At 48.7% G+C, this 21,342-nt stretch carries 19 protein-coding genes; 8 read left to right on the top strand and 11 right to left on the bottom strand.

From position 1 onward, the window contains the following. On the bottom strand, positions 1-1,136 hold a 1,136-nt coding region (locus tag K331_RS30435; protein ID WP_036635714.1), incomplete at its 3' end, for an Ig-like domain-containing protein. A gap of 320 nt (positions 1,137-1,456) precedes the next feature. On the opposite strand from K331_RS30435, the gene K331_RS30430 reads away from it, so the two are divergent. The 4 genes from K331_RS30430 (at position 1,457) to K331_RS0124375 (ending at position 3,661) form a co-directional block, all read left to right on the top strand. Then, positions 1,457-1,948 carry a GNAT family N-acetyltransferase gene (locus K331_RS30430; RefSeq protein WP_051290005.1) on the top strand — a complete coding sequence of 164 codons (492 nt, stop codon included), beginning with the start codon at positions 1,457-1,459 and terminating at the stop codon, positions 1,946-1,948. 20 nt (positions 1,949-1,968) lie between these two features. Beyond that, positions 1,969-2,478 carry a phage tail protein gene (locus tag K331_RS0124385; protein WP_028592298.1) on the top strand — a complete coding sequence of 170 codons (510 nt, stop codon included), beginning with the start codon at positions 1,969-1,971 and terminating at the stop codon, positions 2,476-2,478. A 101-nt stretch (positions 2,479-2,579) separates the two neighbouring features. After that, positions 2,580-3,098, top strand: a complete 519-nt coding sequence (locus K331_RS0124380) for a phage tail protein (protein WP_028592297.1) — start codon at positions 2,580-2,582, stop codon at positions 3,096-3,098. A gap of 23 nt (positions 3,099-3,121) precedes the next feature. Next, a complete protein-coding gene (locus K331_RS0124375) occupies positions 3,122-3,661 on the top strand; it encodes a phage tail protein (protein ID WP_028592296.1) in 540 nt (179 codons plus the stop codon). A 160-nt stretch (positions 3,662-3,821) separates the two neighbouring features. Here K331_RS0124375 and K331_RS0124370 read toward each other — a convergent pair whose 3' ends face one another. Next, complete coding sequence (locus K331_RS0124370) at positions 3,822-6,941, bottom strand: hypothetical protein (RefSeq protein ID WP_028592295.1); 3,120 nt, start codon at positions 6,939-6,941, stop codon at positions 3,822-3,824. Positions 6,942-7,265: 324 nt separating this feature from the next. Between K331_RS0124370 and K331_RS0124365 the strand changes: the two genes are divergently transcribed. Both K331_RS0124365 and K331_RS0124360 read left to right on the top strand, forming a co-directional pair. After that, positions 7,266-7,931, top strand: a complete 666-nt coding sequence (locus K331_RS0124365; RefSeq protein WP_028592294.1) for a GntR family transcriptional regulator — start codon at positions 7,266-7,268, stop codon at positions 7,929-7,931. 7 nt (positions 7,932-7,938) lie between these two features. After that, a complete protein-coding gene (locus K331_RS0124360; RefSeq protein ID WP_028592293.1) occupies positions 7,939-8,922 on the top strand; it encodes a DMT family transporter in 984 nt (327 codons plus the stop codon). Between the two features lie 97 nt (positions 8,923-9,019). On the opposite strand, the gene K331_RS31195 is transcribed toward K331_RS0124360, so the two are convergent. From K331_RS31195 to ade, 5 genes are all read right to left on the bottom strand, one after another. Continuing rightward, positions 9,020-9,490, bottom strand: coding sequence for a HEAT repeat domain-containing protein (locus tag K331_RS31195; protein WP_051290004.1), 471 nt, complete (start codon positions 9,488-9,490; stop codon positions 9,020-9,022). Positions 9,491-9,518: 28 nt separating this feature from the next. After that, a complete protein-coding gene (locus tag K331_RS31190; RefSeq protein WP_028592292.1) occupies positions 9,519-10,058 on the bottom strand; it encodes a hypothetical protein in 540 nt (179 codons plus the stop codon). Between the two features lie 66 nt (positions 10,059-10,124). Continuing rightward, a complete protein-coding gene (locus K331_RS0124345) occupies positions 10,125-10,682 on the bottom strand; it encodes a hypothetical protein (protein WP_028592291.1) in 558 nt (185 codons plus the stop codon). 68 nt (positions 10,683-10,750) lie between these two features. Next, the gene (locus K331_RS0124340) at positions 10,751-11,353 is read right to left on the bottom strand and encodes a hypothetical protein (protein WP_036635711.1); all 603 of its coding nucleotides are present in this window, start codon (positions 11,351-11,353) and stop codon (positions 10,751-10,753) included. A gap of 516 nt (positions 11,354-11,869) precedes the next feature. Then, positions 11,870-13,699 (bottom strand): adenine deaminase, encoded by a 1,830-nt coding sequence (gene ade, locus K331_RS0124335; RefSeq protein WP_028592289.1) that lies wholly within the window; start codon positions 13,697-13,699, stop codon positions 11,870-11,872. Between the two features lie 402 nt (positions 13,700-14,101). Here ade and K331_RS0124330 point away from each other — a divergent pair, with 402 nt between their 5' ends. Beyond that, positions 14,102-14,542 (top strand): Imm63 family immunity protein, encoded by a 441-nt coding sequence (locus K331_RS0124330; protein ID WP_028592288.1) that lies wholly within the window; start codon positions 14,102-14,104, stop codon positions 14,540-14,542. Positions 14,543-14,681: 139 nt separating this feature from the next. Here K331_RS0124330 and helD read toward each other — a convergent pair whose 3' ends face one another. From helD to K331_RS0124315, 3 genes are all read right to left on the bottom strand, one after another. Further along, positions 14,682-17,060, bottom strand: a complete 2,379-nt coding sequence (helD, locus tag K331_RS0124325; RefSeq protein WP_028592287.1) for an RNA polymerase recycling motor HelD — start codon at positions 17,058-17,060, stop codon at positions 14,682-14,684. A gap of 421 nt (positions 17,061-17,481) precedes the next feature. After that, positions 17,482-18,246: an exodeoxyribonuclease III gene (locus tag K331_RS0124320; RefSeq protein WP_028592286.1), complete on the bottom strand. Its 765-nt coding sequence runs from the start codon at positions 18,244-18,246 to the stop codon at positions 17,482-17,484. Between the two features lie 75 nt (positions 18,247-18,321). Then, complete coding sequence (locus tag K331_RS0124315) at positions 18,322-19,380, bottom strand: FUSC family protein (protein ID WP_028592285.1); 1,059 nt, start codon at positions 19,378-19,380, stop codon at positions 18,322-18,324. A gap of 427 nt (positions 19,381-19,807) precedes the next feature. On the opposite strand from K331_RS0124315, the gene K331_RS0124310 reads away from it, so the two are divergent. Beyond that, a complete protein-coding gene (locus K331_RS0124310; RefSeq protein ID WP_028592284.1) occupies positions 19,808-21,151 on the top strand; it encodes an MFS transporter in 1,344 nt (447 codons plus the stop codon). On the opposite strand, the gene K331_RS0124305 is transcribed toward K331_RS0124310, so the two are convergent. Continuing rightward, positions 21,099-21,302 carry a YwbE family protein gene (locus tag K331_RS0124305; protein ID WP_018883625.1) on the bottom strand — a complete coding sequence of 68 codons (204 nt, stop codon included), beginning with the start codon at positions 21,300-21,302 and terminating at the stop codon, positions 21,099-21,101. The two genes, K331_RS0124310 and K331_RS0124305, sit on opposite strands and share 53 nt — an antisense overlap. Between the last annotated feature and the right edge of the window lie 40 nt (positions 21,303-21,342).

Below are 21,342 nucleotides of genomic sequence, written 5' to 3'. Positions count from 1 at the left end.
CCCGTCAGGTCACTGCTGCTCCACGTCACGGTGTCGGCTGCTCCACCGCTTACGTCAACCGTCGCGGTCAGCTGCTCGCTCGATCCTTGCACCACACTTGCTGTGCCTGGAGTAACACTCACGCTGTTCACAATAGGTACGGCTGCCAAGGTCGTCGTATTGATAATACCTGTCGTGAAATCCTGTGTGTAACCCACGGCTACCGCTTTTCCGCCTACCACAGCAATGTCTGCATAATCAGCCATGATTCCACTGTTGCCTGGATTTTCCTGCCAAGTTAGCCCATCCGTGGATACTGCCACTTTTTCAAGCTGACCTGCCGTGTAGAACTGTCCTGCGACAAAAATGACTGAATTCAACGCTAGTGTGTTACTCACAGCATTATTCTGAGTCCATACCACACCGTCACTGGAGACATAGGATTTCCCTTTGTCTCCTACAGCTACGAACCTGTTGTTGCCGTAGACTATGTCCGTAATCACCTGATCTGATGGTGCAGTATAGACCAGGTTCCAATTCACTGCATCAACAGACCGATAGATTCGGCTTGGCTGATACTCCGTATAGGTCGTGGCTACATACACACCATCACCATACGCTAGCCTGTAAAAATCCAAGCCGTTACTCCCTGTAAATACCACCGCAGGCGCTGCATTGCCGATGTAAGAGTATACTCTGTCTCCTCCTACCATAACGTAACGGTCCTCAGCAGGATTATAGACCATGTCCTGAATCAGCGTATTATTCAATGAGGCATGAACAGGTGCCCATGATGAGGAATTTTGAGGAGTCGTCGTTCTGAGTACGCCTTTCGAGCCCGTAAGATACCAGGTCGAATTCAAGTACTTGAGATTCTTCGGTTCAAGCGCTATACCCAGATTATATTCAGTCCACGTTGTCGTATCTGTGGAGAGATGATAATCCAGGAAATACCCCAAGGACATCCACGTGCCTCCACCATATTCCGTCAGCGTTTGAAAGCTGTTCGGGACCTGTTTCGCGTTAACCCATGTTGAAGCACTCGCCTTTGGCGCCCATGCGAACAGGCCCAAGGAGTGAATTAGCAGGACAATGGCTAGCGTAGCCCGGATGACACTTCTTACACCTTTCTTTCTTTTACAAACAATCGCTTTCACCCTCCTCTTTCATTGAATCTGCTTCATACAACTATGTAATTTCCCTGAGAAGTAGACCAAATGCTGGATATGGAAATCACTCTCAGTATAAAGGAAAATCAGTCATGCGTAACACGAAATTTGGTTCATTTTTCCTTCGATAAGGGACTAAAGACCTATGTATGTTGTATATTATTTTACATTAATAGATGAAAATAACTTCAACTCTTCGTAATTCGAGGTAAATTTCCAAATTCTTAATGACAATTACCAACATATTCTGATATAAACATCATATAGTAACCTTTCCGTTGACAGTCAGCCTGATAGGAGGACTCTATATGATCACTACTGTTACTGCCAAGCCCGACGATGAACTCTTTCTGTTTCAACTCTACTCCTCAACGCGTCAAGATGAATTGTTGAGCTGGGGATGGGGAGAGCAGGAGAAGCAAGCATTCCTTAGCATGCAATGGAGGGCACAGACCATGTCCTATACGGCGGCTTACCCGAGTGCACTTCGGGAGATTGTACAGCAGCAGCAAGTTCCTGTCGGTCAGCTGTATACCAGCTGTCACGGTAATCGGTGGTTACTTATCGATATCTCGCTGCTTCCGGAGTATCGTAATCAAGGAATTGGCTCTAGCTTGATTCAGAAGCTGCAAGAGCACGCCCGCAGAGCAGAAGCAGCTATTCAACTGAGTGTGCTTCCTATGAGCAGCGCAGCGCGGCTGTATCATAGATTAGGCTTTCGGCATGTGAGCAGCTCCGGGTTGCACCACATCTTGGAGTGGAGCCACCTACACAACAACAACGACCAATCCAAACATTGATGAAGAAGGGTGTGTGTTAGATGGGTGAAGGATACTTGGGTGAAATCCGCCTGTTTGCGGGCGACTTTGCTCCAGAGGGATGGGCATTATGCAACGGTCAGTTGCTTCTGATTAGTGCGAATGAAGCATTATTTAGTCTGATTGGTACCACTTATGGTGGAGATGGGCAGACCAATTTTGCGCTTCCTGATCTGCAGGGCAGAGTAGCCGTGCACCGTAGTCAGACCTATATAATAGGACAAAAAGCAGGCAGTGAGACTGCTACTTTGAATGCATCTAACCTTCCAGCACATACTCATATCGCTAACGCTTGGACAGGTGCGACAGACAAGTTGGACAGTCCAGAGAATGCATTATGGGGAGATTCCCCTCGTAAAATTTATTTTTCAGGGACCCCGACGGCTACGGTCAATATGAATGCTAGTACCGTTAGTAGCGTCGGTGGCAACCAGCCCCATGATAACATGATGCCATCTACTGCTATCTCGTTCATCATCTGCTTAGAGGGTATATATCCATCTCAATTCTAGACAGTTCTTTTTTAAATTCCTTTAACAACGATTTTACAATAGTTCATCAGTGGAAAAATGAGTTCCAACAGACTTAACCACTTTTATTAGGAGGTCATACTATGGAGCCGTTCCTAGGCGAAATTAGACTGTTTCCCTACAATGCCATCCCCAAGGGATGGGCCGCTTGTGAAGGTCAAATTCTTCAAATTAATATGAACCAAGCACTATACTCCATTCTCTCCAATGTGTATGGAGGTGACGGCCGAACAACTTTTGCGCTCCCTGATTATCGTGGACGCACGCCTATTCATGTATCCACCAGCATTCCTCTCGGTACTTCTCAGGGAGAGGCTTCGCACACACTGACCGTTAATGAGATTCCACAGCATACACATCAGGTATTCTCAAGCCCTGAAGCTCCAAAAGTGGCTTCTCCCAATGGAAATACCTGGTCCGCTGTAGCAGATTCCTTCAGTCAGAATGAGACAACTGCAGGCACAACCGGGGGAAATGCTACACAAATGGCCGTTGGAAGCATCAAAGAATCGGGGAGCTCATCCGCCCACGATAATATGCAGCCTTATCTCGTACTGGTCTACGCTATTGCTACTACAGGGATCTACCCCTCAAGAGGTTGAAGTAATTATAAGGAGGTACGTACATGGCTGACGCATTTACTGGCGAGATTCGAATTTTCTCTGGCAATTATGCACCCCGCGACTGGGCTCTGTGCAATGGTCAATTGCTCAAGATTACCGATTATACCGCTCTCTATTCCATCATTGGCTTCCAATATGGAGGAGACGGAAAAACTACATTTGCGCTTCCTAATCTCATGGGCTCCGCAGTCCTGCACCAGGGTCAAGGCGTTGGTCTTACGCATCATATCATAGGGGCCAAGACAGGGTCAGCACAGGTTACGCTGGTCTTATCTCAGACACCTAATCATACCCATACTGCTCAAGCAGTAGCTGTGAATGGTAATCAGAACAGCCCAACAGACAGCTACTGGGCGCAAGCTCCCAAGCCTGCTCCTACTTTGCCGCAGCCGCTTTTGTATAACTCTACTCCTGCTGCCCAGATGTCTCCCATGACCTTAGGGGCAGTCGGTGGGTCGCAGCCCCATAACAACATGCAGCCCTTCATTGCGCAGAATTTCATCATCTGCCTGAATGGAGATTATTACCCTGTACGTCCATAAACGACAAGGTGTCTATGTATTACCCCCTGCCCAGTCTTTACGATTGGACATGAAGAAGCTCAGCGCAACCGCTGAGCTTTTCTTCTTGTCATCAATGCTAATATCGCAATCATAGATCTTGCAATCACAATCATAGGTCTTGCAATCGCAATTATGAGATCTACAATTCAATAATGATAGCTTCCGACACCTTATATTCAGGAGATGCTGCAGCACCCGCCACGTACATTTCATGATCCTCGACTACCGGTATCGCCTTGCCTTTCAGCGATAATTCTTCAAGCTTACTATTGCTCTTGACTGACTTGCGGCCTGTATAAGCTACAGCGGTGCCGTCAAACGTCATTACGATCTTATTCACATCCTTGAGGTCTACCCCTCTATTCAACGGATCATTGTTCAAGTCCTCCAGTGGTATTTCTATGGACCACAAAGCTAACAATCCCGGCATGATTCGGCCGAGGCCATCTCCTGCACTGCCTCCCGAATAGCTCTCGATTTTTTCCGTCACACCTTGTGGAACTGCTGGAGTAATTGAGACCTGATATTCATAAAAACCCTGGCTTTTCTTATGCACAAAATCAAATCGCTCTCCCTGCGGGTCCAGGAAGGTAGAAGAACCCATGTGAGTGAATCTCACATGAACATTGCCAGATTCAAGCCTCGCACCCGGCAGCTGAACCTGGCATTGACTAGCCGTCATATGTGCTTTCCCCGCAATTTTCTCCCTCACAATCTTATTGTCCAGGGACAGGGCGAAGAACGCCTGTCTATGCTCACGCAGCGCTCGGAACTGCTCCGGATAAGTAGCTTCATTGAAGATCACGGTAATATTGCGATACGTCTGGATTGGCGTCTCTGAGTGATTCACTGCATCTATGATTTTATTCGTAATCGTCGCATGAATCTGGCTTAATTCGGCTACGTGGCTGCCACGAATCTGTGGGAATAGATCATGACCCAGCACCATGTAACGGAACGCCTGATATTCCTGATATAAGAAGTCAATCAGGCTCTGCTTGGCATCATTGTACATGCTGAAGATGTACGTATGGAACAAAGGTAGCGATGGGTCCACTTGATCACCCAGAGCCTGACGAAGACGCTCATCCTCAGCACGCAGGCGTGTGGCATCTGCCAGCAGCTTTTCTTCCTCAAGGAACTTGGCACCGTAGCTCTGCACCTTTTCTTGATAGCCCTCCACCACTTTCAAATAATCATAGAAGGCATTGCGATAACTCTCCACTTTCTCCGCGGGAACCTTTTTGTATACAGGCTCCAGCATGCTTTCGAATTCCTTTCGAGTCATCTTGAACATGGAGGCACGATAACCGAATTTATCTTGGGCTTGTCCCATCTGCTCGCCGATATCGCGCAGCTCCCTACCGCTCTGATATAGACCATATATAGAGGAAAATCCTTTTTTCACAATATTGATGGATTTGTTTAAGGCCTCTTCTTGTTTCTTCTTCTCCTTCTCAACCTGCTCCGGATCTTTGCTATGATTGCGAATCGCTACGCTTGCCTTGGACTCGAAGCAGCTACTTACAGCTGAATATATGGCTCCCCCCGTGCGCACTGCGGTCATAACAGGCGTTACGCTAGTGACAAGAGCCACTCCATTGACGACCAGATTGAAGGTAGCCTTCAGTGAATCAAGCGCCAGTTGATTTCTTAATGCCTCCACGAACTCACCTGCGGTTGTCTCTAATGTCTTTTCCTTCTCAAACAAATTTCCCAGCATGCTGTCAATGTCGTTTTTGAGCTCTGATCGATCCGCTATAGACTTAGCCCGCTCCTTGTCCATTGAAACAACCTTGTCGGCTGAAATTGTCAGTGCCTTCGTCAGCGCACCCTCTCGGTTGTGTTGACTATTTTGTGCCTGCATATACTCGATATAGAGATCCTCAGCCTGCTTCGCCGCTGTAATCAGATCGCTTCCGCGCTGCTGATATTCTTTCAAAGGCATTAAGGGCGTCCAGTTCCATGGGTTTCCGAAGTAATCCAGTCCATCACCTAATTGTGCGAGGAGAATAATCGCTTTACTGCGCAATGCCAGCCACTGAACCGAACTAGTGAGAAATAGCTTCATGAATGCTGTGGTCTGCACCTGGCTTGCTCGCATCTTGTCGAACCATTCCTCATCCGGCAAGGTGTTGATCAGCCATTCCAGCAGGACAGCAGCTTCATTCAAAGTATCTTTACTGCCGGCCATATAAGCTACGCTAGCCTTGTGAAGTGTCAGCATTTGTTGCTCTAATGAGGCACACAGCATCCCGTTCTGATAGAATGTAATAAATTCTTCCTGTATAGAGACATGCTCGATGGGCGAGCCATGGAATTGAGCATGCTTGATCAATATCTTTGCCAGTTGGCCTGCCTTGCCTGGTACAGCGGGAACAGCTCGCGCCCCATCTTGGCCATCTGTGCCATCCGCCCCGTTGTCGCCACGTTTATCACTCTGCACAAAAGTTGGTGGGAAAACAACAAACTCTAATTCATGAGCACCTATTCCTCCCTTTCCCCCTGAATTGCCCTTACCTGGCTCTGCTTCCGCTCCAGGCTGCCCCGCTGCACTGTCCAGTATAATCAGGTGCTCCGAGGCTGATTTCACATAGCCCACAAATATATCGCCACCATTACCTCCGTTACCGGATCTCCCCGCATTTCCACCGTTGCCGCCATTCCCACCATTTTTTCCGGGAGCAGCACCAAAAAGATAACGCCGCTTGGGATTGAACTCGATATCCCTTCCTTCCACTCCTTCTGTTCCTACTGCCCCCTGGCCGCCATCTTGTCCACGCCCACCTGGACCGCCACTGGCAATCAGCTTGAGTTCTCCTCCCAGCTCATAGCGCTCGGCTACCAATACAATATGTCCACCTGTGCTCCCATGACCTCCGTCTTTACCGTTGGCCCCGTGCTCCCCATTCATGCCTTTCTCTTCCTTTGCTGTGCCCGATCTTGCCGGATTGTTTTCGTAGTCCTCTACAGGTCTGCTTGTATAAGAAGTATCAATGGTTATTGGGCAATCTGACCAGATAATGCGAGCATTCATAGTGATATTTCTACCTGGAACTACTAAATTCTCGCGCAAATGGATTGTGTCCGCATGAATGATGTAGTGAACATTCATATCCTTGAAGTATTCCTTGGTGAGCTCCAGATTTGCCGCAACCAGATGGATCGTATCCCCGATGAGACCTCGCTGAACCTCTGAAAATAATAATGATTGTGCTACTTCCTCCGGTGTCAGGAACCCGTTGTCTAATGTAGTCATGGCAAAAGCCTCCCGTAATTTGATAATTTGATGTAAGTAATGCTTGTCAATTCCCATAGAAGTATGTCGATTGATGTTATGGAAATTACTTTCATCATAATCGAAAAATGGAGAGTGAATTACATTAAATTCAGGCCCTTTATCATATTGATAGGAAATTAGAACTATATATTTTGTATAAATTTTTACTTTTATATCAAATGAATACCATTCATTCTGAACAAAATGACCTAGTTCTGTGATGTTATATGTAGACGAAGAAATTGGTGAATGAGTTGCTTAGATTTCATTGCTGGTAAAACCGATATCTGATATATTGGTTTTATGGATAAACATATCATTAAGCCCATTCAACGTATGTCGTTGCGTGATGAAGTCTATCACACGTTAAGAAGGTCCATCATTACACTGGAACTACAGCCTGAAGAGCGGCTCAGTGACAAGGACTTAGCTGAGAAATTCGGAATTAGCCGCACCCCTGTCCGAGAAGCGCTCAAGAAGCTGGAGGATGAAGGTCTGGTGGGATCGCTTCCGGGGTCATCTACTTTTGTTGCTCCATTACATGTGAAGGAGGCTGAGCACGCTTTTACCGTTGTCGCTGTCTTACACGCTTTGGCGGCCAGACTTGCAGCTCCTCTACTAGAGCCCGCAGATATTCAGGCTTTGGAGGAGTGCAATGCCTCATTACAGCATGCCATTGAACGAGGTAATGCAATTCAAGCTGTAGAGGCAGATACGAGCTTTCATAAGGTCTTTCTGGATGTCGCAGCAAATCCTGAGATTATATTGGCACTGGAACGTAGCATACCCAAGATTCAGCGGTTGGAAATATCACAATTTAATACCTTGAATGGCTTGCAATCGGTAGAGCAGCATCTTCAAATCATGGATGCATGCAGGCTTAAGGAATACGACCGCGTTGCTCGTCTCGTTGAAGACAATTGGCTGAGTCTCGGAAAGCTCCTGACTGAGCCATCCGAGCTGAGGTGACATGGATGTGAAGCCGATTGTTATTGGTATAGCTGCGTCTTTCTTTTTCGCCTTCACTTTTGTACTCAATTCATCCATGCAGCAGTCAGGTGGAAGCTGGGTGTGGAGCGCTTCGTTGAGATATCTGTTTATGCTTCCACTTCTCCTGTGCCTGGTGCTGTTCAGACACAGACTTCGTCCTCTTTTAGCAGAAATGAAGAAAAACCCCGGTAGCTGGATACTATGGAGCACGGTCGGCTTCGGCTTCTTCTACGCCCCCTTGTGCCTTGCTTCGGCCTATTCGCCGGGATGGCTGATTGCGGGTACATGGCAGATGACGATTATATCTGGTACTTTGCTCGCACCGTTATTTGTCGAGACCATCCTAACCAGTAACGGCCCTGTTCAACACCGCGGGAAAATTCCCGTTAAAGGCCTTGCCTTGTCTCTCGTAATTCTTCTGGGCATTGTTCTGATGCAGGTTGAGCACGCGCAAGGAATATCACCGAAAAGTCTGCTGCTAGGTGTCATTCCTGTGCTGCTCGCCTCGGTCGCCTATCCACTAGGCAATCGTAAAATGATGGAGCTCTGCGGGGGGCGACTGGATACCACCCAGCGGGTACTAGGCATGACCATCGCCAGTCTGCCCTTCTGGCTGCTACTATCCTTGTATGGTCTTGCCACCGCAGGATTGCCCAGTAGGGAGCAGAGCCTTCAGGCGCTGCTGGTTGCTCTATTTTCCGGGGTGATTGCTACGGTTCTGTTCTTCAAAGCAACAGATCTGGTGCGCGGAGATCTTCGCAAACTAGCCTCCGTCGAAGCTACCCAATCTATGGAGGTGCTGTTTGCCTTGGCTGGTGAACTGTTGTTCCTGTCGCTTCCTCTTCCGTCTCCAGTAGCCTGGTTCGGCATGATGCTGGTGGTCATCGGTATGATTTTACATAGCTATGCATCACATCGAACGACGTCACCCCATGCACGTATCCAGAACACGAGGCCCATCGAGCGATAAGGTTAGAATTGTCCGATAGACCCAAACGAATGAACGCGCAGCGATGTCCTGTAGTCAGGGCTCACTGCGCGTCTTTGTTGTACAGCCATATATCGCTTTACTCCTGCTTCCTACCCAATTCAATCAGTGCCTGTGTCGCTGCTGCTCGAACTACAGGCTGTTCATGCTGCTCAAACCTGGTCACGATCGGAAGGTAAGCCGCATTAAAGGTAAGCCCTAGCGCATAAATCGCATCTGGAAGTAGCTCAGGATCCATATCCATCAAATGCTCCGCCAGATAATCGAGTCTGTCAGACGCGTATTCGCTCAGCAGCTGAAGAATATCCTCCTTCACAATCTGCACGTTGCAGCCGAATAGCTCCCGCTCCAGTAGCTGTATTAACTCCTCCTTGAAGGACAGCTCATAGCCAAAGTATGGATCAAGATATCGGTCCAGGCAAAAGAGCAGGCTTCGCTTCTCCACAGTATTGGCACCCTGCCAATACTCACGTATAGCCCGTAGCCCCTGCCGAACCAGCTCCATATGCTGCTCGGTATATGTCACACTACTGCCGGGCTGGCTGTCCATGCTGCTGTTCTCCTCCTTGCAGGCTTCTTCATTTCATCTCAGTCCCTCGTAACTGCTCAATGACTGGTGGAAGATATTCCTGTGGATACCATGCAATGGATAGCCATACAGTCAACAGAGTACAAGCGATCCACAATACAAGCTTGATTAACAGGTTCCGCTTGCGAGTCATGTACAGAGTAGCCCCGATCAGAGCCGTATTCGTGAATAAAATCGTGGGCAGATATACAATTCTACCAAGGCCAGTATAAGGGAACCTATTAATCAGTAGAGCGATGACCAGCATGGATGGTCCCCATGCAATTAGCATCTTGCTTAATGGGTCGTTCACACCGATCACCCCAGTAACACTGCACTGCGGTGCAAGGCCTAACTCTATCCGATTACATTGTTGACAGATATACGGATAGGGAATAATGATTGGAAGGATAGCCATGATTACGCCAATACCTACATCCCCGCTAAAGGCCCACCCCACTAAAATAACGTAACTGGAGAGAATAAGTCTGCTTAGGAAAGAATGGGCTTGCTTCAGCTCTGTAGTATCACATGTTGGACAAGTGTTCATCTGCGCCGATTTCCTTTTCTACAAATTGAGCTTATTAGATTGTGTGGCTAAGTGGCTGGGTCAATTCTAAGATATGGCATTCTCATCTCGAACTACCTGGAATGAAAGCTTGGAGACTCTAAAATACCCTAGTATTTGGGACACATTCTCTCTACTCTTTCCGTAATCAATCACTGTAGTTCGAAGTGCGGGTCTGCTATCAATTTCAATTCTCCACCGTTGCTCATCCACCGACTCCATTTGAAAGGATACAACCTCGCCCCAGGTGAGCCAATTTACGCCAGTTGTTGCGACAATCGTACCCCTTACCAGGTTATGCTCCTTGAGCTTGGTACGGGTGAGCATACGTAATGAAGATATACAGGTCTCGAAGATCTCCTGCTTCGTTCCCTCAACTTCGAGCTCGATGGTATTTCGGACTTGGATCTTCCCCTTCTCATAGCCCAACCGCTTCAGGTTAATCCACTGGATTAGTGAGGCAATCCCTGTCATGAACAGCCCGAAGACCACGCCAAAGATCAGTGAGGATACAAGCCATGAGTCGCTGTATACTCTCATGAACAATCCCATACACAGTCCATAGGGGACCCCTGTAGCAAAAAACAAAATAAGCTTCTGCTTCATCGCTTGCTCCCTTCTTTTCTGTAATACGTTTTGCCTTTATGGCTAAATGACTATTTAACACGCTCACCTTACATCGAATCAATCCATGCTACGAATTCCCTCACACTACCCACAGGGTTAATGGCCGTATTCATCTCAGCGATCTCGTCATTATATTCCAGCTCATGAATGAGCAATGGGACGATACGACCGAACACACGTTGTACGTCTCCCTGATCGTGCAGTCTTTGAATGACACCCTTCACCAGCTCATAGAAATTCGCTACAATCTGGTTACCCAGCTCCATAGCCTGGTTAAAATCTGCTGCTTCCAATTCATCCGTATAATATGATGGCAGAGACTTGACCCATTGATCTCTCAACGGTAGCGTCTCGGACGCCTCATCGTCGTAGCTATCGCCAATGACAATCTCCTCATTTTGCAGCCAAAATGCATAATTCCATCTGGCTTCAGCAGGGTCCGATGCATCGGACAGGCTATTCTGTACCTGAGATTCTGTGTTATAGCCGAACACCAGCCGCGGCTGTCTAGGATCATCATCCTCACATTCAATGTAGAACGACAACACATAAATATCGTCCAAGAGCTGCTGCTCCCAGGTATCTACTTGCTTTTGAATCATTTGATATATCGTATCTTCTAGGCTATTCGTTTCTTTCAAGCTATTCATGCTTATGCCCCCCAATAATATTTAATGTAATGAATTAGTTGCTTGACCAGATCAACTATAATGTAGAGCCGCTGCAAGCGGGGAGCCTGTTGACCGCTGTTAAGCTTGTTATTCTTCGATCTATGCTGAATAGCTGTTGAACAGCAAGCTGAAATCATATTCGTTCAAGATACTAGCTAACCTATGTAATTATTACTCTACTTTATGGACATACCATGTATCATTCAAGAGCTATTGGGCCCTGTACCATCCGAATGTAGCATTCAACCTCATATCACTAGCTAATCCTTGTTCATGATAACCTAAAATGTGGAATTTGCGAAGTGCTTGTAGTTCTTTTATTCCAATGCCCACAAAAAAAGAAGGCACCCTTCTCTTTGAAGATCCGGGTGTCCTTCTCAGCAACTACACTACATACTCTAACTTATATTACGTACTTCAGCCTAGACTACATAGTCAACCGTATGACTCCCCATACACATGCCGTCCATATACTAACACTCGCTTGTAAATGAATTAACTATCCAGCTCATGTCCAATGAACATGGACACCTTGCGGATACCGTCGACACCGATGACAACGAGCCCTTGATCGGACAGGCGGATCTCGGGAATCACTACCAAAGCGAGCAACGACAGGGTCATAAATGCATTATTAAGCTTACAGCCTGCTTGCTGGAGCGCGAGACTGATGCTCTCCGACTGATGGGCCACCTCGGCAAATGGGGCATCGGACATCAGACCTGCGATTGGCAACGGGAATATTGTAGCATCTTCATTCGTACACACTACTGCTCCACCTTGCAGCTCAATGACTTGATTTGCGGCCTTGGCCATCAGTTCATCATCATTTCCGATTACGAGCAGGTTATGGCTATCATGCGCTACGGTCATGGCAATCGCGGCTGGAATCGTGAAGCCAACACCCGTCACCAACGCTACCGAGCCTGCGCCCGTCCCCTTATGTCGTTCGAATACTGCAATCTTGCACAGATCACTGGTCAGATCAGCGGTGACCACACCATTACTTACAGCGACCTTGCGTTGCACTTCCTTCGTCTCTACGTGATTCTCCGTCACCTGGATGACACGTACCTCCGCTGCTCCGTCCGGGCACGGGGCCTGAATGGTGAGGCGATCCGGGGTGAACTCCGCCTTCAGCCGCACGGTGTTCTTCACCTCATCAGGATAGCGGAAGCTGCCCCAGTCCGCGATCATATGACCATGCTCGGCTACCAGCTGACCAGCAGCAATCGTAGCGCTCACTTGTACATCAGCCAATCGACCGTCCAGCAAAATAATATCTGCAATCGAACCCGGTGTCACCGAGCCGATATCCCGAGCCACCCCGAAGCGCTCAGCCGTATTAAGCGTAGCCATTTGGAATGCTGTAATGGGCTTCACTCCTTGCGCAATGGCATGACGCACGACATAATCCATCTGCCCTTCATGCAAGAGCGATTCCGCGCTGCGATCATCCGTTACCAGCATCATGCGCCGTGTATCCAGCCCCATCTCCGTACAGGCACGGATCGTCTCGGCAACATCATGCCAGGCCGACCCCTGTCTCATCTTAGCGTACATACCAAGTCGAATGCGCTTGGCTACATCCTCGGGCGTGACGCATTCGTGATCCCCCGAGACACCACTTGCAGCATATACCGGAAGCCGCCAATCATCCGAGGCCCATGTGAAATGTCCATCTGCAACCTTGCCTGCACGCAATGTCGCCTGAATTTCGCCGATCATCGTCTCATCCCCATACACGACACCCGGGAAATTCATCACCTCACCAAGACCGATCATATCCGGTCCCCAGGTCAGTGCTTCTGCTACTTCTGCAGGACCAAAAGCAGCTCCTGAGGTCTCAAGCTCCGCACTCGTCGAAGGGACACATGAGGCTACCTGCATGTAGGCTGCCATAGGCGTAGTCCGTGCATCCTCCAGCATGAGCCGAAGTCCTGGCAGTCCCAATACATTGGAAATCTCGTGTGCATCGAAGAAGCCGCCTGTAACTCCCAGCGGCAGCACCGCTTTGGCGAACTCGGTAACGGTGAGCTGAGTGCTCTCAATATGACAGTGCCCATCCAGCAGTCCTGGGGCAATATAACGACCATTCGCTTCAATAATTACGGTCTCCGCACCGATCGTATGCTCTACATTGGCACCTACATAGGCAATTCGACTGCCCTGAATAGCAACCGACATATTTGGAATGATCTCGCCAGAGGTCACATTTACGAGCGTTCCATCCCGAATGACCAGAGATGCAGGCTTATCCCCCCTGGCTGTAGCCACCAGCTCCGGTACACAATCCGCAAGTGGCGGACGTTGAAATTGATTCATTACACATGACCTCCATAAGCAATAATACAAGCTATTCCATTCGACCCGTAGAATCAACCTGCAAAAAATATATGTTTCGTATTATAATCCTGTGGCATAGATATGTAAATCATCTTTATCTCGACTGTTCGATCCACCAAAAAAGGCGTACAAAACTGTGCATTCATCGAATACGCTGTCATCTGTACGATATATTAGCTTACACTTTATCTGTATGAATTGTATTAGCTCATGTATCCGCTGAGTTATCGAGTAAAGAATGATAAGATTATATCAGGATGATGTCCATACAATGTCCGTGCGATGTCCGTGCGATATCTATGCAGTGTCCGTACAGTGTCCATACAATGTCTGTGCAATGTCCGTGCAATGACTGCCCTACAACGGAAAGGAGACTATCTCATGTCCTTCTATAACACACAACAATTGATTGATCAGATTATGACCCATCTCCAGTGCACCGACCTGCCTCAAGACAACCTCTACAAGATGGTAGAGGCATTATTCGACGAGAAGCATTATCCTGATCTCGTACCACACATTATCGTTGAGCCCACTTGCTACCGACTGCAATTACATGAGCGTGGGGTCCTCATTCAGGAACGACGCACCATTCAGGCGGAGGATGCCATCTATCTAGTGCTGGAGCAGGTCATTCACGATTCGGCATATGTGATGCTTCTTAAGAAATACAGCAAGGACAATATTACGACACACCTGAAGCATACTCCAGACATCATTAATGAACTGATGAGCATTATTCATCAGGCCTTTGAGCGAATAGGAGGTATTTTCAACGAATGGCATCGTTCTGGCAGATACAGAGGGCTTCTAAATGAATAAGAGGAGCGGAATATCCGCCCCTCCCACATGACATTGATCTCACCGATCCTACCCACCACACGCTGCAAGGCACTCATGTCCTTGGCTACCTGTTACCTTAGATCTGCTGTATAGCCATCAGCCACGCCTTAGGTGTCAGTTACACATTCACATTCGCTTGCTCATAGGTACTTGCAGCCTGCTCGGTGATGAATCGGCTCGGATCACCGAGCGAATACAAGTGGAGTGAATGCATTGCTCGGGTACAGGCGGTGTAAAAAAGCTTGCGTTCATGCTCGTGTGTATACTGCGCCTGAGAAGCATTATAGATGAGCACACCGTCGAACTCCACGCCCTTGGCGAGATAGGCAGGTATGACATGAATGCCCTTCTCGAAGGCTGGTGTAGTCTTCTTGATCAACTTCGGCTTGGCATCCAGATGTCTTGCTGCCAGCTCCTGCTCCAGTCTCTGGTATGCAGACAGGCTCTCCTCTGCTGTCTTGCAGATCACAGCAATGGACTCATAGCCGTCCTCCAGCAGCTGCTGAATATCCGAGACAATCGCTGCATCATGCTCCGTCTGATTGCCAGTCATGTACACCCTCGGCTTCTCTCCACTTCGGTTGAACGGTACGATCTGCTCGCCGCCCGGCACCATCCCCCTGGTGAATTCAATAATCTCCTGCGTCGAGCGGTAGCTGCGGGTTAGCGAGATCAGCTCTGTCTGCTCCGGTCCGTACAGGGTGCGGAGAGGGCCAGCATCCTGAAGCACCGAGGAATGAGCATAGATCGCTTGATTAAAATCACCGAGCGCCGTCATTTTGGCCCGTGGAAATAGCTGCTTGATGAAGGCCAGCTGGAACGCGGAATAATCCTGCGCCTCATCTATGAAGACATGATGAATATGGCTATTGGAGCGGAAGCCCAGCATAATTTCGTGCAGATAGAGATAAGGTGTGGCATCCTCATAGGCCAGCTCTCCCTTGCGGATGCGGTCAAGCGTAATTCGGCAGATGTCCTGCCAATATGGAGGCAATTCGCTGTCCTCTGCCAGCTCACGATAGAGCTCCTCGTTCAAGAACAGCTCGCTGTACAACTTCTTGATGTCCACGAACCGCAGCATTTTGATCCACTTGCGGAGTGGCTTCAAGCGATTGCTGACCACCATTTTGGCCAGAATGTCACGCTCCATGTCGAAGTCGTCAAAGCTTCCTGCCAGATTTCCTTTCTTCTTGCGAAGGAGGCGATTATACGCACGCTGATATTCGTCCTTATCCAGCAACTCGATCTGATCATCGACCCACGAAGCCGCTGTCTCCTCCTTGCCAAAACGCGACAACTCCTTCAACATCCACTCACGCAGCTGCTCCAGCCGATTGGCCAGGCGGACCGATGGATCGAAGCTATAGAATTGGTGATGAATCATATCCGCTGAGATGATATCCCGTCCCTGGAAGCGAACAGGCTTGAAGATCATTCCCTGCTTCTCCAGTCGGCTTCGATAGGCACGAATGACCTGGAGGAAGGCCTCGGAGGATTTATACTGCATGCCAGCAATTCGGACCCTATAATCGGGTGTCTCTGTAGCAGAGAGCACATATTCGAGCTGCTCAAACGGGTCTTCTAGTTGGAACTCCCTGCCTAGTCGCCGTTCCAGATATTCCTGGAAGGTGGCCTGCTGCATATTCTCTTCGCCGAGCTCGGGCAGAACTGTGGAGACGTAGCTGTTGAACATCGGATTCGGGGAGAACAGCACGACCTGATCTGCGCTTAACCGCTCCCTGTATTTGTACAAGAGGTATGCCACCCGCTGGAGTGCCGCAGACGTTTTCCCACTGCCAGCAGCACCCTGTACGATCAGCAGCCGTGTGCGATCATCACGAATAATACGGTTCTGCTCCTTTTGAATCGTGGCGACAATGCTCTTCATCTGGGCATCCGAGCTCCGACTCAGCACCGCCTGCAGCAGCTCATCTCCAATCGTAACCCCGGTGTCGAACATGAACTTGATGTCACCATCTCGAATGACGAACTGCCGCTTGAGTGTTATTTCCCCGGAAATGTTGCCGGAAGGTGTCTTGTACTCCGCAGGGCCTGGCATACTGTCATAATAAAGATTTGAGATGGGCGCACGCCAGTCGTAAATCAGGAAGCTCAGCTCATCCTCATCGAGCAAGGAAGCGATGCCCAGATATATTTTATCCGTCCCTTGACCTTCCTCCGCAAAATCAATACGTCCGAAGTACGGGCTCTGCTCTAGCTTGCGAAGCCTGGCCAGCGTCTCGAAGGACAGCTTATGCCGATGCTCACGCTCAGCCAGTACCTGTGATTGCTGACGCATACTGGTGGAGGTCTCCCCTACATCGTCAGACTCGGACAGGTTGATCGTTACTTCATCCCAGAATTCCTTCCGCATCGTAATGACATCTCCGCGTACGTCCCCAGTTTCGGCCTCCAGCTTGCGGATCTGCTTGTGAATGAGTGAAGTGACGGAATCGACTCGTTCCTGTTCTGTTTTCCACTCTTGTTCGGTACTCATCTATGAATCTCCCCCTTAGTTTGTGTTCAGCGCACTGCTGCTATGACCAGGGTTATTGGCAAAGGTCAGCAACCTGGTGCAAATGCGAATGGAAGGCGTTCTTAACCAAGCTTTCATAGTTATGAAAATCAGGGATTGTACTAATATTGAAATTGTAGTATAATAGTAAAGTGTAGATACACTTACATACTTAAACTAAAAGTTACACTGTTTATTAACCAGATTGGATCAAAAATACTGATCTTTTCCGAACGAACAGAGCATTCATCATTGTAACATTTTAAGCCACCATGTTCAAATTGAACAGGCGGCTTTTTTAATTTTCACAGATTGACCAAAACTCAGCCATGAGCAGTGTCATTCAGCTAATCAGAAGCACTTGAAGACACTGGATCGGGGACACTTGGTGGGTAGCTCTTGCTCAAGGTGTCGGCAACTGTAGCTGCAAGCTGACAGGACAGTGATCACTGCCCATGACATGACAGTCAATCTGCGCCTCCTGTATAGCCTGCTCCAGCTTGTTCGATACGAGGAAATAGTCGATACGCCAGCCAACATTGCGTTCACGAACCTTCGGCATGTAGGACCACCAGCTGTAGACGTCTGTGCGATCTGGATACAGATGACGGTAGCTGTCCAGATATCCGGCGGCAAGCAGCTCTGTCATCTTGCCCCGTTCCTCCAGTGTGAACCCCGAGTTACCCATGTTGGGCTTGGGATTCTTCAAATCCATCTCCTGGTGAGCCACATTAAGGTCCCCGCAAATAATAACCGGCTTCAGCTGCTCCAACCCTAACACATAGGCTAGAAAGCGATCCTCCCACTCCAGTCGGTAAGGCAGACGTGTAAGATCACGTTTGGCATTGGGCGTATAGACGTTTATTAGGTAAAATGCCCCGAATTCCAGTGTAATCATTCGTCCCTCCGGCTCGCTGTCTTCCTCCATGCCATAACGAACACTCAGTGGTTTCATCCGAGTGAATATGGCCGTACCGGAATAGCCCTTCTTAAACGCATAGTTCCAATATTGATAGACATCCTCTCCGAGGTCCAGTTCAATCTGGCCTTCCTGCAGCTTCGTCTCCTGCACGCAGAATATATCTGCTTTCATTTCTTGATAATAATCCAGGAATCCTTTATTCACACAGGCTCGCAAGCCATTGACATTCCATGATATCAGCTTCATGCTCTCTTCCCCTCTCACTCACATCACCCATAAAGCATAGGCTTCATCACCGATAACAGGCAAGCGGAGCACTCTCTATCTCCGCAGCCATGTCATGGTATTGCGCCCCTGCTTCAGATCCCGGCGATGAATCCGGTCAGCCAGTCGGTTCATCCGTTCCAGCTGATGTCCATAATCGTACATGCTTGCTGCAACTACTGCTAGCCTCAGCATGCCGTTATCGTCCTTCTGCTCGAAGCCCTCGATCGCCTTGTTCATGAAGTCTTCATTCATTCTCTCAAAGTTGCGAGATTCCTCTTCATTAGGCTTCAGCTTGTCCTCGAATTTGAGCAGCCCATGCTCATGGAACTTGATCTGCCGCTCCAGATGCTCATCGAAGAAGCGATCCGCTCCTTCGGGACGCTCCGCCTGAAAATAATGGCGCTCAATCGCATTCAGCACCTCATAGCCTTTTTCCAGCCCCAATAGCATTTGCTTATACACGACCAGCTGACGGCTCTTGCTGTAGCGCGCACGCTTTAGCTTCTTCTGCTCTTCCTCGAACAGATTATACTTATCGGATAGAGACTTAATCGCTGCCCCCAGACTGCTCTTCTCGTCTCTGAATACCGTCTCCTTCATCTCATCCGATATCGCCGTACGCAGCAAGAGTGACATCTGCGAGAACACACTATGTATCTGACTCAGAAATTGCTTCCTTGGCTTGGGAGGAAAGACCGTAATATTAATAATGAATGCCGACACAATACCGATCAAGGTCAACACGAAACGCGTAATAGCGAACTGCCAATCGTCACTCGCCTCCATGACAGATACCACCGTAACCAGCGTCAGACCGATTGTCTCTCCCATCTTCAGCTTCAGACAGATCATAATAACCAGACTGCATACTAATCCGACTGCGATGGGCTGGTTCGAGATGAACATTCCACCGAGAAGTGCCATCCCTGCCCCGAGCGTCGTCGTCTGTACCTGATCGAGAAAATACCGCCATGACCTGTAGATCGAAGGCTGCATGGCAAAAATAGCAGCAATGGCAGCACCTACGGGCGATTGGGCATCAATCAGCATGCTCAAATACAGAGCCAATGTGACTGCTATACCAGTCTTTAACACCCTTGCTCCAAATGCCAAGCTAATCCCTCCTGTGACGCAAATACAATGCTGGCACAATTCGCTCATCCGCGAATATGCCTTATATTTGCCCAATACCTTATGATTTCAATGGAAAATATGAATGTAGTCATGCCGATCTACTATATAGAATTCAGCGACTATTGTCTAGAAGTATTATACCCCATACGATGAGGTATGAAATGAGGTATAAAACCAAGCTTACATGACCTGCTACAGCATTATACCTCAACATGACGATACTCTGCCAATACGCTTGATTACGATCTGTTCACATACACCAAGAACCACGAATTCACAAAGGAATATAGGCAGTGGATCTGTTGCACGCAGCAAGAACCTGTTAGAATAACAAGATTGGCATGGATACATTGAGTTCCTGACCGGTATAGAGTCAGGTTACATAAGGATCGGGGGATTACCGCTCGTGGAAGGCTTCATACAACGGCTGCAGCATTGGCCACGTAATGTGCGATTGTTCTTTATAGCGAACATGCTTTACCAGATTGGTGGAGGAATGTTCTCTGTTCTATATAATCTCTATATTCAAGGACTAGGCTATTCGGAGACGATGAATGGACGAATCATCAGTGTACAGTCACTGGTGACCGCAATCATGTTCATTCCCGTCGGCCTTCTGGGCGACCGGCTAAGCCGCAAAACACTGCTGATCCTAGGCGCGTGCTGTAGCGGACTTTTATTCGTCGGGCGCTCCTTCTGGGCAGAGGGCTCAGGCATGCTGCTGCTGGCTGGCGTGTCAGGATTATTCGCTGCCTTCGTGCAGGTGCTGGCCATCCCCTTTTTGGCGGAAAGTGTAAGCAAAGCCGAACGACTGCGCGTCTTCAGCCTATACTCTTCGATTGTGCTCGCATCACAGATTATCGGGAGTCTGGGTGGTGGGGTATTTGCAGACGGACTGCAATGGGCTGGACTGAATCACATTACTAGCCTTCAACTGGTGCTATGTGTAGGTGGGATTGCAACTCTGCTGTCTTTCATTCCTCTGCTGTATATGTCCGAGGCCCCTAGCAGGGGCAAGATCGTCCAGGCAGCTGCAGCGACAGAGCAAGCCGTGAATACTGTCCGTGCGCCGCAGGAGCAGGGAAAAACCTCTTCAACTCCCACGACCCAGACAGTACAGCTACAGCGCAGAGATCAGAATGCAGGCGGCTCGAACGATAGGAGGATTATCAGCCAGTTCGTGCTGACTCAGCTCCTGATCGGATTCGGGTCTGGTCTCGTCATTCCGTATTTGAACTTGTATTTTACGAACCGCTTCAATGCCTCACTCAGCGGCATGAGCCTGCTGATCGCTCTGGGACAAGTCATGACCATCGTCTCCATGCTAATCGGTCCATATCTGGCGGCAAGGCTAGGCTCAGTGAAGGCCGTCGTTTGTTTTCAGGTATTATCGTTGCCCTTCCTGCTCATTACAGGCTTTACGAACCTGCTGTGGGTAGCTTCGATCAGCTTCCTGTTCAGACAAGCACTGATGAATGCAGCTAATCCCATTCACTCCTCGGTCCTGATCGACCGGGTATCTGATCGCAGACGTGGAATCGCCAATTCCATGATGCAGACAGCATTTATGATCGGATGGGCCACCATGGGCCCTGTTCAATCCTATTTGATTACGACGTACGGCACCTACTGGGGCTATGCTATCACCTTTAGCATCACCGGAGTTCTGTATAGCGTATCCTCACTTCTGTATTACTTTATGTTCCGGGAGTCCCGATCTGCTTCACCCGTCCGACCTGGCCACTCGTAAGCCGTACCTTGATTCCATGAGGATGCTGCGCCGAGTTGGTCAGGATGTCCTTGACGATCCCCCGTGTCAGCTTGCCGGTGGCCTGATCCTGCTTCAAGACAATGGCCACCTCTAGACCCGGTCTGATGCTTGCTCTGTTCTGTCCATTCATGATTTGTCCTCCTGCAATTATTCTTCTTATTTTAATATAA

Origin of the sequence: Paenibacillus massiliensis subsp. panacisoli DSM 21345 (genome assembly GCF_000426545.1) — a bacterium.
Lineage (GTDB): Bacteria > Bacillota > Bacilli > Paenibacillales > Paenibacillaceae > Paenibacillus > Paenibacillus panacisoli.
This window is presented reverse-complemented; position numbering and strand designations above follow the sequence as displayed.